This is a genomic window from Methylomonas koyamae, from assembly GCF_001644025.1.
Lineage (GTDB): Bacteria > Pseudomonadota > Gammaproteobacteria > Methylococcales > Methylomonadaceae > Methylomonas > Methylomonas koyamae_A.
Genome location: NZ_LUUK01000225.1, coordinates 39,045 through 53,281 on the forward strand (window position 1 = coordinate 39,045; position 14,237 = coordinate 53,281).

The 14,237-nt window shown below is 56.1% G+C and carries 12 protein-coding genes; 3 read left to right on the plus strand and 9 right to left on the minus strand.

What is annotated here, in order from left to right; genetic code table 11:
- The first annotated feature begins 203 nt into the window (after positions 1–203).
- Entirely contained in the window at positions 204–2,513 is a 2,310-nt protein-coding gene (locus tag A1355_RS22630; protein ID WP_064031543.1) for a TonB-dependent receptor, read from the plus strand.
- 92 nt (positions 2,514–2,605) lie between these two features.
- Here A1355_RS22630 and A1355_RS22635 read toward each other — a convergent pair whose 3' ends face one another.
- The 3 genes from A1355_RS22635 to lptD are packed head-to-tail and all read right to left on the minus strand — an operon-like array spanning position 2,606 to position 7,339.
- Positions 2,606–3,151, minus strand: coding sequence for a DbpA RNA binding domain-containing protein (locus A1355_RS22635; RefSeq protein ID WP_064031544.1), 546 nt, complete (start codon positions 3,149–3,151; stop codon positions 2,606–2,608).
- 11 nt (positions 3,152–3,162) lie between these two features.
- On the minus strand, positions 3,163–4,440 hold the full coding sequence (locus tag A1355_RS22640) for a peptidylprolyl isomerase (RefSeq protein ID WP_064031545.1): 1,278 nt from the start codon (positions 4,438–4,440) through the stop codon (positions 3,163–3,165).
- 10 nt (positions 4,441–4,450) lie between these two features.
- Positions 4,451–7,339 carry an LPS assembly protein LptD gene (gene lptD / locus A1355_RS22645; protein ID WP_064031546.1) on the minus strand — a complete coding sequence of 963 codons (2,889 nt, stop codon included), beginning with the start codon at positions 7,337–7,339 and terminating at the stop codon, positions 4,451–4,453.
- A 96-nt stretch (positions 7,340–7,435) separates the two neighbouring features.
- Here lptD and A1355_RS22650 point away from each other — a divergent pair, with 96 nt between their 5' ends.
- The gene (locus A1355_RS22650; RefSeq protein ID WP_064031547.1) at positions 7,436–8,437 is read left to right on the plus strand and encodes an aminoglycoside phosphotransferase family protein; all 1,002 of its coding nucleotides are present in this window, start codon (positions 7,436–7,438) and stop codon (positions 8,435–8,437) included.
- The gene (murU, locus tag A1355_RS22655) at positions 8,434–9,117 is read left to right on the plus strand and encodes an N-acetylmuramate alpha-1-phosphate uridylyltransferase MurU (RefSeq protein WP_064031548.1); all 684 of its coding nucleotides are present in this window, start codon (positions 8,434–8,436) and stop codon (positions 9,115–9,117) included. Before A1355_RS22650 ends, murU begins: the two co-directional genes overlap by 4 nt.
- A gap of 2 nt (positions 9,118–9,119) precedes the next feature.
- Here murU and hemJ read toward each other — a convergent pair whose 3' ends face one another.
- From hemJ to pyrC, 6 genes are all read right to left on the minus strand, one after another.
- Positions 9,120–9,545 (minus strand): protoporphyrinogen oxidase HemJ, encoded by a 426-nt coding sequence (gene hemJ / locus A1355_RS22660; protein ID WP_064031549.1) that lies wholly within the window; start codon positions 9,543–9,545, stop codon positions 9,120–9,122.
- A gap of 74 nt (positions 9,546–9,619) precedes the next feature.
- The gene (locus A1355_RS22665) at positions 9,620–10,189 is read right to left on the minus strand and encodes a DUF4124 domain-containing protein (RefSeq protein WP_064031550.1); all 570 of its coding nucleotides are present in this window, start codon (positions 10,187–10,189) and stop codon (positions 9,620–9,622) included.
- A gap of 87 nt (positions 10,190–10,276) precedes the next feature.
- Complete coding sequence (locus A1355_RS22670; protein WP_064031551.1) at positions 10,277–10,564, minus strand: lipid-A-disaccharide synthase N-terminal domain-containing protein; 288 nt, start codon at positions 10,562–10,564, stop codon at positions 10,277–10,279.
- Complete coding sequence (locus A1355_RS22675; RefSeq protein WP_064031552.1) at positions 10,557–11,282, minus strand: glycosyltransferase family 2 protein; 726 nt, start codon at positions 11,280–11,282, stop codon at positions 10,557–10,559. Before A1355_RS22675 ends, A1355_RS22670 begins: the two co-directional genes overlap by 8 nt.
- Positions 11,283–11,345: 63 nt before the next feature.
- The gene (locus A1355_RS22680; RefSeq protein WP_064031553.1) at positions 11,346–12,929 is read right to left on the minus strand and encodes an ArnT family glycosyltransferase; all 1,584 of its coding nucleotides are present in this window, start codon (positions 12,927–12,929) and stop codon (positions 11,346–11,348) included.
- A 186-nt stretch (positions 12,930–13,115) separates the two neighbouring features.
- Positions 13,116–14,150, minus strand: coding sequence for a dihydroorotase (pyrC, locus tag A1355_RS22685; RefSeq protein ID WP_064031573.1), 1,035 nt, complete (start codon positions 14,148–14,150; stop codon positions 13,116–13,118).
- Positions 14,151–14,237 lie beyond the last annotated feature (87 nt).

Here is a 14,237-nt window from a genome sequence, read left to right on the forward strand (position 1 = left end):
GTCCGAGCTTCCAATCCCAGCTGAATTCGCACAATCGTCCTTAAAGCCGGTCATTTTACCGTGCCGCGCGCCGAATGGCTCACCGAATCGGCGGCGCCTGGCCATTAGCCGCTTGTCGGGAAATTTTCCTTTTTCCGTTTTCACCTCCCCCACCTGTAAGCTGTTAGGTATCATCCGTCAGCTGAAGCTAACTTGAGTCGATCATGAAAAAACTTGCGCTTGGCATCCTGCCTTGCTTCGGTCTGTTGCCAATGGCAAAGGCCATAGCCGAGGAAGTGGCCCCCGCCAATCTGGAGAGCGTCGAAGTCGTCGCGGTGACCCCGCTACAATTCGGCGGCGTCGATATCAACAAAATTCCCGCCCACGTTCAAACCGCGACTGCCGAGAAACTTCAAGAATCGCAGGCCCTATCGTTGGCGGACTACATGAATCGCTATTTGGGTAGCGTCAACGTCAACGACGCCCAAAACAATCCGTTGCAACCGGACATTCAATACCGCGGCTTCAGCGCCTCGCCGCTGATGGGCCTGCCGCAAGGCCTGGCGACTTACGTGAACGGCATTCGCTTTAACGAACCGTTCGGCGACATGGTCAACTGGGATTTAATCCCCAACGGCGCGATCGACAATATGAGCCTGCAGCCAGCATCCAACCCGGCCTTCGGCTTGAACGCACTGGGCGGTTCGATCAGTATCAATACCAAGACCGGTTTTTCAGCGCCCGGACACAGCTTCGAAGCGCAAGGCGGCTCCTGGGACCGGCATTCCGAGGAAGTCACCAGCGGCTGGAACGACGGTACCTGGGGTTATTTCCTGGACTTTAAATATTTCAATGAGAAAGGCTGGCGCGCCCATTCGCCCAGCGAAGCCAAACAAGGCTTCGGCACGTTGAGTTGGCGCGGCGTCAAATCCAGTCTGGATTTAAGCATCGCCGGTACCGACAACAGCTTGCGCGGCAACGGTGCCCTACCCCAGCAAATGCTGGCTTACGGCCGCGATCAAATCTTCACGCACCCGGATATCACCCGCAACCGGATGCTGCTGGTTTCTCTGGACGGCGATACTTGGCTGAACGACCATAACCAGCTGTCCGGCACGCTGTACTACCGGCGCAATAAAATCAGCACCTACAACGGCGACGGCAGCGAGTTCGCGCCTTGCAGCGGCGACCCGACCGCCTTGTGCAACGGGGACGACGAAGTGTTGCAGGCTTTGGGCGGCGGAGGTATACAAGCGGACGACGCCTTCGAGGGCGGCACCATCAACACCTCCAGCACCTTGCAACAATCGTTCGGCTTCGCGTTGCAGGATGCGATCGATCACAAAATTTTCGGACGGAACAATCATCTAGTCGGCGGGGCCAGTTTCGACCACGGCAACGCGCGCTACCATGCCGACACCGAATTGGGTGCGCTGACCGGCGATCGCGGCGTCGCGGCCGGCGGCGTGCTGCTGCAGGATTCGCATGTCAGACTCACCGCCGAAACCGATCATTACGGCCTGTTCCTGACCGACACGTTGAATCTGGCCGACAAACTGGATGTCACGGTGTCCGGCCGTTACAACCAATCTCACGTCAAATTGCGCGACCACTTCGGCGAAGATTTGAACGGCAGCCATTCCTACGACCGATTCAATCCGGCCGCCGGCCTGACTTATGCGTTCATGCCCGAACTGACCTTCTACGGCAACTACAGCGAATCGTCGCGAATTCCGACGCCGATGGAATTAAGCTGCGCCGATCCAAGCGCACCGTGCAAATTGCCCAACGCCTTCGTCTCCGATCCGCCGTTGAAACAAGTTGTCGCCAATACCTGGGAAACCGGGTTTCGCGGCCGTTTGAGCCGTCTATTGGAAGGATACGTCGATTGGAACGCCGGTTTTTTCCATACCATCAACAACAACGACATCATTTTTCAAAGTTCGGGCAGCGTGATCGGCAATACTGGCTATTTCGCCAATGTCGGCCAGACTCAACGCCAAGGCGCGGAATTGGGATTATCCGGTAAGTTTTACGAACGCTGGCGCTGGTCGGCGAACTACAGCTATATCGACGCGACTTTTCAGACGCCGTTTCTATCCAGCAGCCCCAACAATCCAGCCGCCGACGCAGACGGCAACATCCGGGTGGATGTCGGCGACCGGATTCCCGGCATTCCGGCGCATCAATTCAAATTCAGCAGCGATGTGGACATTCTGCCGCAATGGACCCTGGGTTTTGACATGAACTACAACAGCTCCCAGGCGCTGCGTGGCGACGAAGCCAATTTGACCGGCAAATTGCCGGGCTTCGTCATGTTCAATTTGCGTAGCGAATACCGCTTCAACCAACATGTGACGCTGTTCGGCCGGGTTAACAATCTGTTCGACCGCGAATACGCCAATTTCGGCACTTGGGGCAATACCGGCGAAGTGTTGGATGGCGTCAACGCCGGTCTTAACGACATGAATGCTCGCTTCGTCGGCGTTGGCGCGCCGCGTGCGGCCTGGATAGGCGTTCGTCTGACGATGTAGAAATTTGCTTGGTGGCGCCAGGGAGGCGCCGCTGCGACACAAGGTGGTGTCGCCAAAATCGGCGGTTAAACCGCCGATTTGCAAGCCAGGGATTAGCCAGCCGATTCCGCCGAGGACTTACCCCGCGCTTGGCGAAATTTATTGGGCCTGACCCGGCGAATATTCAATTTGTGAGGCCCGATCGCGGCCTCGGTCAACAACTGAAAAATATCGGTCGGCATGCCGTCCGGCAACTCCACTAAGGTATAGTGCTGGCGAATATCGATGCGGCCGATGCGGCGCTTATCGACGCCGGACTCCTGCACCAGTATGTCTTGAATCTGCTCGCGCGCGACCTGATGCTGCAAACCCACGTCCAAACGGTAACGCACCATCTTGTAATCCAGCCAGGGCAGCTTAGCCGTGGACGTCTCGACCGCCGTCGATTTAGCAGGCACTGGCGCCCCGGCGGCAACAGACCCGCCGAATAGTTGGGGATGACTCAGATAAATCAACGCAGCCGCGCAAGTCAAAGCGTCCATGCCCTGTTCGGCCATCGCTCCTGCCACGAACTCGCGTTGCTTGGTCAAATCCTGCTCTTTTACGATGCGCTGCAAACGCCGCTTCAGTTTTTCTTCTCTGCGTTTTTCGGCCGACATCGTTGCCCTCGTTACAGGCGGTCGGAATCGATTTCAACGTAGGCTTCGTCGCGTAAGCGCCGTAACCACAACTCAGTCTCTTCCTCGATTTTACGTTTGCGAATTTCCTCGCGGATCTTGTCCTTCTTGAATTGTTCGCTGTTGTCCTGATTTTCGCGTCCCAAAACCTGGATCATGTGCCAACCGAACTGTGTTTGCACCGGCGCGCTGATTTCGTTGATGCCCAACTTATTCATCGCCTCCTCGAACGGCGGCACCAGCGCGCCGGGACTGACCCAATCCAACGAACCGCCATTGATCGCGGAGCCCTTATCGTCGGAATGCGCGCGCGCCAATGCGGCAAAGTCGTCGCCGTCGTTGATGCGTTCCTTCAACGCCAGCAAACGTTTTTGCGCCTCGGCGTCGTCCACCAGTTCGTTGGTCTTGATCAGAATATGTCTGACCTTAGTCTTGGTCACGATGTGCTGCGCGCCACCCTCGGTTTCCAGCATTTTGATGATGTGAAATCCACTGGGGCTACGAATCGGATCGGAAACGTCGCCTTGCCCCATTGTCGGCACCACATCGGCGAATAAGGACGGAATCTGCCCGAGGCTACGCCATCCTAAATCACCGCCTTTCAGCGCGTTATTGTCGTCGGATACGCTAACCGCGGTTTGCTTGAAATCCTTGCCGCCGCGCAAATCCGCCACGATTTGGTCGGCCTTGTCCTTGGCTTTTTGTATGGCGCCGGCCGAAGCACCTTCGGACACCGCCACCAGAATATGGCCTAAATGGTATTGCGACGAGACTTGGCCGGCCTTGCCCTGGGTTTCCAGATAGTGCGCCACTTCGGCGTCGGTGACCTTGACCCGGCTGCCGATTTCCCGGCCGCGTAACTGGTTAATGACAATTTCATTCCGCAGATTGTCTTCAAAACTTTTGTAATCCATACCCTGCCGCGTCAGCTCGTCGCGAAAGGCCTCGACCGACAAACCGTTCCGCGAGGCAATGTCGGCGACCGACGACCTGAGCATTTCCTCGCTGATCTGCACCCCGGAGCGGGATGCCAGTTGACGTTGCAACTTGTCGACGATCATTCGTTCCAACACCTGCTTGCGCAGCACGAATTCCGGCGGCATCGTCACGTTATTGCTGGACAGCTTGGCGGTAATTGCCTCGACTTCCCGGTTCAGTTCCCGTTCCAAAATCACGTCGTCCTCGACCACCGCGACGATCCGGTCCAACACCTGCGTCCAACCGACCGTCAGATAGGCCAACAGTCCGAGAATCCATAATCCCTTCTTCATCATATGCAACTTACTCAAAGAAACTGGCCTTGCGATAACCGTACAGGTTGGTATTCAGGAAGGTATCCACACTGTCGCCGAAACTGCTCAGACCTTTCAACTCCAATTGCACGAAGAATGCGGTCTCCGGCTTAGTACTCGGATCGTTCAACACCGTGATGTTATTGGCGGCGTTGATATAACGCCGGCCGATAACCCTGAAACGCCAGCAGCAATTTTCCTTCTCGATGCCGATGAAGCTTTCGGTCGTCTTATCGAAAGTCAACGAGTATTGCCAACGACCTAGGCCGTACCACTCGCCGAATAACGGCAAACGAAACGAAACGTCGGTCTGATTGATGGTCAAGGTCGGGTCGGAAACCTGCGCATTGCTCACAAAATCGTTCGGGTTACGTCGATAGCGATAACCCAGGCTCAGAAGCTCGTTTGTTGGCTTGCGATATTTCAACATAGCCTGACCCCGCGCGAAACGGTTGTATTCCGGGTCCCATTGCAAGCCGGTTGAATAAGACCAATTTCGGGAAAGTTGCCCACTCAATTCGCCGATGAAATTTGACGTGTTGCTGGCCGAAGCCTTTGTATTATTGGTCAGATAATCCAAATCGACGGATCTGTTTTGGAAATAGAGGATTTGACCCAAATTTACTTTCAAAGGCTCCAAACCGGTCGTTGAATCGACATACCTGGAAGTAATTGCCAAGGTAACCTGATTGGCGTCTTGTATCCGATCGAAACCGCTAAACCGGTTTTCTCTAAACAAACTATAAAAGTTGGTGTCGAGAAAACTGGTATCGAAAATAGGAATGTTACTTTGATCCTTGCGTGGAATGTACAGATAAAACAAGCGCGGCTCCAAAGTATGGATATAAGGCGACCCGGCGAAATTCAACTCTTTTTCGAACGTCAACCCGGTATCGAGCGAGAAAATGGGCAAAAATCGACTCACGCTGCTTGCCTGACCCAAATTGGTTTGATTACTCAACTGATATTGCGTGTATTGCCCGGTCAACCTTGGTATCAAAAAGCCTGCGTCGCTTTCAATGGGCAGTGCAACTGCCGGCGCCAAATTATAACGCTGAGCATTAACCAAAACATCATGACTAAAATAACTATACTGATTATCCATGGCCACGCTGATGGGGAGGTCCTCAAAAACATGACTGTAATTCAAGTTAATTCTGGGCAATACGTTGTAAGGCATCGCCGCATCGGTAATAGTTTTATCAACAGCCTGATAATGCTGAATCCCCGCGGCAAAAACAAAATCGGAAATACCGTAATTCAAGTACGCTGTACTGGGTAAAAATCGGGTATCCTGAAAACCCAACGCATTATTTAAGTCATTAAAATATGTTTTATCCGACACATAGTTCAAATTTAAGGTCGAACTTAAATTAGGCGTAAAAATAGTCTTATTTTGCCAACTTCCAGAATAGCGAGTTTTATCCGCTATTTCATCGTAAGGTAAAAATTCGGCGGAAAATGTACCTTGCGAGGTTTCAGTCAAATAACGGAACTTGTTGCGGATCTGCTCTCCACGCTTACTCATGTAACGCAAGGTAATAATGTCGTCAAAATTCGGTGCGATATTCCAATAAAACGGCGCCGAAGCGTCGAAGCCGTTCCGCTGGGTTGTGCCCCAGGTCGGTGCCAGCAGGCCCGACAATCGCCGGCTGTCGGTCGGAAACGAGATGTACGGGGTGTACAACACCGGTACTCCCTTGAATTCCAGCCAGGCATTCTTGGCCGAGCCTTGCCCGGACTCGCGGTTAATCTTTACCCGCGACGCATGCATGATCCAATCCTGGTTACCCGGCGAACAACTGGTAAACGCCGCTTCGTTGTAACGCGATAAACTTTTACTATCCCGGTATACCACATCGGCGCTACCCCGGAACGGCGCCTCGGGAACGACGAATAGGGCCTTGCGCAAGCGGGCCTCGTCCTTGCCCAGACTCAGGGAAGCCGTTTCGCTGAACAGCGCCAATTGATCCTCGCTATACAAGACGTTGCCTTGCGCGTCCAGGGTTTCCGCGACGGTATCGTAGCTGGCCTTATCCGCGATTAAGTGCTGATCTGCCCTGGTCAAATCGACGTTACCGGCAAAATTGAGCACCTCGCCGTCGTACACTTCGGAAAAATCGGCGGTCACATCGGTGGTTGCCGCGTCGCGCGCCTCTTGCGACGTAGCTTTGATTTTGCGTTTCTTGCTGCCCCAAGTCGAACAGTTCTGCCAGGGATCGCGGTCGAACTCGCCCCGCAAGGTCTGGAAGGATCGCTCTTGCTGATATGAAAAAGTCGGCGTCAGCCAATAGGTCGCGGCAAGCTCCGTCTCGACTTCGCTGACGGGCCTGGCCTCGCCTTTCGGGTCGGCACCAACCAGATTGCAATTCCAACCGCTTTTATCGTCGCCGGTCTTACAGGTCCAACCGGGAACCGTTCCGGAAGATGCCGTCTGGCTTTTCGCTTGCACTGGCTCGGCGGCAGGCTTTTGCGGCTCGTTGACCTTAACTCGGAGTTTTTGGGCCTCGCTGACCGCTTTTTCGACCACTTTGACTTTTTCCCGTTCAGGCGGCACGGCCGGAACAGGCTGAGCGACTTGCGGGATCGGCGCCGGTTCCGTCTCCACCGGCTTGGGCTCGGCTTGCCGAACCGGCACGACCTCTGGCTTGACCTCCGTCGGAGCCGGCTTGGCTTGCTGGGCCGTTGCCGGCGGCGCGGGCTGGGTTTTGATGACCTGAGGTTGAGGCGGCGCGCCGCTAGCCGGAGTTTGATTCAAACAAGTCCATTCGCCGCTTTGCGACTGCTCGCAATTCCAGGCGCCGTTGCTCGCTGCGGAAACCGCACTGGTGGTGTACAAGGACAATGCCAACGAAATGGAGTGAACCCGAAAATTCATGAAGTGGCTTGAGCGGCTAATTGGCTTAGCGGAACGGAAATCGAATAAAATGCATGCCCATCATTTTACCTTAGGTTGCTCGGCAATAAGTAACTAATGTATTTTTCCAGTTCAGACTCAAGACTCGCGGAGCTCAATGCCTGGCTAGTCAACGACTTGGCATTGGACGTGCGCGGCATCGCCCCCGCTTCCAGCGACGCCAGTTTCCGGCGCTATTTCAGGATCAGCCACGGCCTTGGCAGCCAAATCGTCATGGACGCTCCGCCGGACAAAGAAAACACCGAACCCTTCGTCAAGGTTGCCGAGTTGTTCGCCGGCGCGGACCTCCACGTGCCGAAAATCTATCGCCAAAACCGCCAGCGCGGTTTTTTACTGTTGGAAGACTTCGGCAGTACCAGCTATCTCGACGCGCTGACTCCGAACAACGCCGACACGCTATACGGCGATGCGATCGACGGCCTGCTGACGCTGCAAACTCGCCTTCACGGCATCAACCTTGATCTACCGGCCTACGACGCAACACTGCTACGCCGGGAACTGGGCATTTTCCACGAATGGTTCCTAGCCGGCTTGTTGAACCTGACGATGGCAAGCGATCTGGCCGACGCGACGCACAGCCTGTTGATCGATTCAGCACTCGAACAGCCGCGGGTATGCGTGCACCGCGACTACCACTCTCGCAACTTGATGTTACTGGCGCAAGCGTCACCCGGTGTCATTGACTTCCAGGACGCGGTGATTGGCCCGTTGACCTACGATCTGGTTTCCCTGCTGCGCGATTGCTATATCGCCTGGCCGGAACAGCGGGTTGATACCTGGGTCGATCGCTATTACCAACAGGCGCTGACGCTGAACTTGACCGACGCCGACTTCGGGCAATTCCGGCGCTGGTTCGACCTGATGGGGATGCAACGCCACCTGAAAGCCATCGGCATCTTCGCCCGCCTGCACTTGCGCGACGGCAAATCCGGCTACTTGCAAGACATTCCCCGCACCTTGAACTACGTGGAAGAGGTTTGTCGCCGATATCCCGAGCTGGAAAAAATGGGGCGCTTCCTGCAACAACACGTCCTGCCACGTTGCGCCAAAACCCTATGAAAGCGATGATTCTGGCCGCCGGCCGCGGCGAACGCATGCGGCCGTTAACCGACCACACGCCGAAACCCCTGCTCAGAGCCAACGGCAAACCGTTGATTGAATATACCATTGAGCACCTAGCCTCGGCGGGCTTTAACCAAATCGTGATCAATTTGGCCCATCTTGGCGAGCAAATCGCCGCCTACTGCGGCGACGGCGAGCGCTGGGGGGTGCGAATACGCTATTCCGACGAAGGCGACACCGCTCTCGAAACCGCCGGCGGCATTGCCAAGGCGCTGCCCTTGCTGGGCGAGGCTCCGTTCTTGACCTTGAATGCCGACGTCGCCTGCGACTTTCCGCTGGAAAAATTGCGGACGGTCGATGTCGATCTCGCCCATTTGGTAATGATACCCAACCCGCCGCACCACCCCGCCGGCGACTTCGCAGTCACGCCGACCGGCCAGCTAAGCGAGGTCGGCAGCGGCAAACTGACCTACAGCGGTATTGGTGTATATCGCCCCGCTCTGTTCGCGAATCTTGCGATCGAACCGTTGAAATTACGCCCGGTTTTGAACGGTGCCATTCAGGCAGGCCGAATCAGCGGAGAACGTTATAACGGCTACTGGTTGGACATCGGTACGCCCGAGCGTCTGCACGACTTATCGGAGCGGCTGACCAAAGCCGCGGAATCGGCCGCGTGAGCCTAAAAAGGCTTAAGTACCGCCAGCCAAACGATCGCGAACAAAAACAACACCGGAATTTCGTTGACCCACCGAAAGTACACATGGGAATGGCGGTTGCGGTCGTGTTTGAAGTCCAACAACCACTTACCGCACAAAACGTGATAGATAGCCAATAGGCCCAACAGCGCCAGCTTGGCGTGCAACCAGCCGCTACCGGAATATAGTGTCCAGGCGTAATCGCCCAACATCCAGATCCCGAAACCGAAGGTCGCGACCATGCCGGGGGTCATGATGCCGAAGTACAGCTTACGTTCCATGACCTTGAAGCGCTCATGGCTTACCGCATCGTCGCTCATCGCGTGATACACAAATAAGCGCGGCAAATAGAACAAACCGGCGAACCAGGTCACCATAAAGATCAAATGTAGCGCTTTCAACCAAAGCATAGTCGTGTTCCTGTGTCGCGAGATGATGAATGGTCCAGCAGCAAAGCCTAACCCACAAACGAAACGACCGGCACTTAACGGCCGCCAACTTTCCCCCGCCGCTCGGCCGAGGACTTAGCGTCGACATCGTCGACCGGCTGATTGGGAGCCTCGCCGGGCCGCCGTTCATGCTCATGGTGATGCTGGTCGCCCGAATATCCCGGAGAGCCGCCTAACCCAGGCAATCCGGGAATACCGGGCATCGGCGCCACCGGCGCATAAATTACCGGCGCGCCGATATAAGAATTGCGCCGCTCCAAGGCCTCGGCCTGGCGCCGCTGCGCATCGGCTTGTTGTTGCTGGGCCAGTGCGCTACGCTTCATGGCCTCGACTTCCTCGATCTGGCGTTGCCGCTCGGCTTGCTGCTTTTCGGCCTCGAGCCGAGCCGCTTTTCTGACCTGATTTTCCTCACGCAAGGCTTCTAATTTCGCTTTGGCTTCCGCCTCCCGCGCCGGATCGGCATGTATGTCGAGTTGCCGGCCACCTTCTTGCGAGCAAGGCTTTTGTTGGTAAACCGTTTTGCCGGATTTACCCGAGCATTTAAACACCTCAGCTTGCGCCGAAGCCAAACCGCACAGACCTAACAACAGCCACGCTAACCGCATATCCACCTCGCAAATCGAATTTTTGGCGGCGACGATAATTCCTCCGACTTAAACCGGGATTAATGGCCGCTCGCCAAGCGATCCAATCTAGGCCTGACCGGAGTCGTCGCCGGCGCGCGGATGGCGCAAAACAAAGTACAAGTTACGAAAATAGATCAACAAGCCCATACCCTGCCCGAGAATGAAGACCGGATCCTGCTTATGGATCGAATACACCAATAAAGTCACGCCGCCAAAAATACTGAAATACCAAAACATGGTCGGTATTACGCTACGCTTTTGCCGTTCGCTGGCCAGCCACTGCACCAGAAACCGCGCGGAAAACAGACCCTGCCCCAGAAATCCGACGATTAGCCATAAAGTATCGTTATCCACGCGCCACCTCGCTGACCACTGGCCGACTATAACGGCGCTTTAACCACACCACGCCCAACAAATCGACAATACCCGCCAACAGGCGATCCAAGGTACCGTATTTCGATGTGCCGTGGCTACGCGAGCGATGATTGACCTTGACCGAAATCACCCGTCCGCCGGCCATCCGCACCAACGCCGGCAAAAACCGGTGCATGTGATCGAAATAAGGCAAGGCCAAAAAGCGGTCGCGCCGGAACAATTTCAGACCGCAACCGGTGTCCGGCGTTTCGTCGTGCAGAATCGCCTGACGAACCGCGTTGGCAAACTTCGATGAAAATCGCCGCCAACCGGTATCGTTGCGTCGATGCCGAAAACCGGCCAGCATCCACAACTGCTCGTCGTCAGCCTCCTGTTGCGCCGCCGCCAAACGGGGGATGTCGGCGGGATCGTTTTGGCCATCGCCGTCCAACGTGGCTATCCAGGCGTGGCGAGCCGCAACCACGCCGCTGTGCACGGCCCGGCTTTGACCGCAACCGCGTTGATGATTCAACACCCTCAGGCTGGGATAACGCTCCATCAGCGCCCGCAAACTAGACGCGGTGTCGTCGGTACTGCCGTCATCGACAAAAATCATTTCGAAGGCGAATCGCCCTTCCAGCGCCTGCTGTATCTCTTCGATCAACGGCCCGACATTGTCGGCTTCGTTGTGAACAGGGACCACCACGGAAATCTCCATAACACCACTTTCTCTACTAAAACAATCGATTATATCAAACCGTGCCCTCGATTGGCCGGTCCTTTAAAGCGCCTTGATTTCACCGACCCTATCGGCGCGGCGTACCACCAGCCAATATTCCCGATGGCGTTGCACCAAAAACTCGCTGCCGGGCGGCTGATTTTCCAGCGACACCAAATATCCATCCGGATGTTCGGCGGCCCAAGCCTTGGCCCGCTCGGCGGGAATGACCGGCAGAGGCCGAGACAGCTTGCCCAAAAAATTCAACTGACCTTGATAGTTACCGACATAGACGCACGGGCCCCCGGTATCGGCGAAGTTCTTGACTTGTCGAGCCGTCGGCGACAAGTCGTACGCGGCGCCGTTATCTCGAAAAAAGCAAACAAAGCCGATGGCGACCGACAACACCAGAGCCGCCGACGCCGCGAACGGCGACAACCGTTGGCGATGCCAAGTCCACAATCCCAAACCGGCCGCGATCAGTAACACGCTTGCGCCCCAGTCCGCTTGCAAGGCCCGAACCCAACTCCACTTCGCCAGACCCGGTATCGTCGGCATCGCCAATAGAAAGGCGCCGACCGCTAACAGCAGCCCAGGAATCACCATCTCCGTATACCGTGACCGCGCCTGGCCGGATTCGTCCCATACCCTGGCGGCAAACAATGCAAACGCCGGCATGGCGGGTAATAAATAATGGATCTGCTTGCTGGGCACGGCGGAAAATACAATAAATGTCGCGCCGAACCAAATCAGGCAAAATCGCGCCCCGGCATCTTCACCGAGCCGCATCGCGCGCAAATTGCGCCAAAACCGCGGCGCGTAGCCCCACGGAAACAAAAACAGCGGCAGAAACAGCAAATACCAGAACGGTGAGCGAGTATGAATTTTAGTACCGACGGTCCGGTCCGCAGTCTGATGCCAAAGTATCGCCCGGCTGTATTCTTCGCCGCCAGCCTGAGCGGCTGGAATCGCCCAACTTAAAGCCAGCGCCGCGCCGACCAATACCGCGCCGATCACTCCAAGCGACCAGTTCGAATAGGTCGGCCGGCGCCGGTCGGCCCAAAAACCCACGGCCAACGCGGTCGGCAAAACATGTAACAACACCACCGGTCCCTTGGCGAGAATGCCCAAACCCAAACCCAAGCCGGCCAAGCCCCAGGCTTGCCAACCGCCACCGCGCGCCGCCGCCAACACCCCCAGTAGAACCAGTAGCACGCAGTCGGTCAACAATACGTCGAACATCGTCGAACTGGCGAACAAGGTCCACAACAAGGTCGAGATCAAAATCCAAGGGGCTAAACCAGCGACCCCACGCCGCTCCGGCCACAACGCTTGCGCCAGCCTCCGCAGCAGCACCAAGTTCGCCAACGCCGCCAACGGTCCGACCAAACGCGGCCACCAATCGTTAACGCCAAACACCGCCCAGCCGGCTTGCATCAGCCAAAACAACAGCGGCGGCTTATGGCTGTAGCTTGCACCGTTCAGATGCGGCACCAGAAAATCGCCGCGCAACCACATTTCCCAAGCCACGCTCAAATAGCGGGTTTCGTCTATCGGAATCGGCGCGCGAAAAAAAACCGTAACGGTCAGCAGTAGCCAGAGCGGATACACGCCCCAGCGAGCGAAAAACAAATGTCGATCAGTCATGTGATTGGAATGAGTTTGAAAATGCCGGCGCTTGGAGAACACGAACCGGCGAGTGGAAATCGGCAGGGAAGCGAATATTGTGCCGCCGAGTCCGACACCGGAAACCGCCGGTCAAACCGAGCCGATACCTTGAAACGCTCCGGTTCAAATCCCCCACCAACCCGGTGGATTTGAACCACGCATCAGTCAATCCGCGACGCGCCAATTCAAGGTTTCACCGGCCCGCAACGGCGTCAATGTGTGCTCGGCTTCGCCGTAGCGTTCAGGCAGCGCCCAAGTCCGCTTCTCCAGCGTGATAGTACCGACGTTACGCGGCAAACCGTAGAAATCGGCGCCGAATTGGCTGGCAAAACCTTCCAGTTTATCCAGTGCCCCGATTTGCTCGAACGCCTCGGCATAAAGCTCCAAAGCCGCATGAGCGCTGTAACAACCCGCGCAACCGCATGAAGTTTCCTTGGCGGCGGTCGGATGCGGCGCGCTATCGGTGCCCAGAAAAAATTTGGGATTTCCCGAGCCGACCGCTTCCAGCAAGGCCTGCCGATGATGTTCCCGCTTCAAGACCGGCAAACAATAAAAATGCGGACGAATGCCGCCGGCCAAAATTGCGTTACGGTTGTACAGCAAATGCTGTGGGGTGATCGTCGCGCCGACATGAGCCGGCGCCTCGCCGACAAACTGCACGGCTTCGCGAGTCGTCAAGTGTTCAACGACAATCCTCAAGGCCGGAAAGCGGCGCACAATCCCGGTCAACTGGGTATCCAGGAAAATTTTCTCCCGATCGAAAATATCGTACTCGGCGGCAGTGACTTCGCCGTGAACCAATAACGGCACCGCGAACTTTTCCATCGCCTCGAATAATGGATAGGCGGCCTCGATATTCGCCACACCGGCGTCGGAATTGGTGGTCGCCCCGGCCGGGTACAATTTAAAGGCGTGGACATGCTCGCTCTTCGCCACTTTCTCGACTTCGGCAATCGGCGTATTACCGGTCAGATACAAGGTCATCAACGGCTGAAAGTCGGCGCCGGCCGGCAGAGCCTGCAAAATTTCGTCACGATAGCGCAACGCCTGCTCGACAGTAACCACCGGCGGCTTCAGATTCGGCATCACGATCGCACGGGCGAATTGCCGCGCGGTATGACCCACCACGGTCCGCAACATGGCACCACTACGCAGATGCAAGTGCCAATCGTCGGGCCGGCTTATCGTCAATTTGTCCATTTCCAGCGGGATTTCGATTAAAATGCCGGCAATTCTATCACTGCCGACCTTGAAAACTTCAAGAGTCGGCCCTATAGACAACTTGAT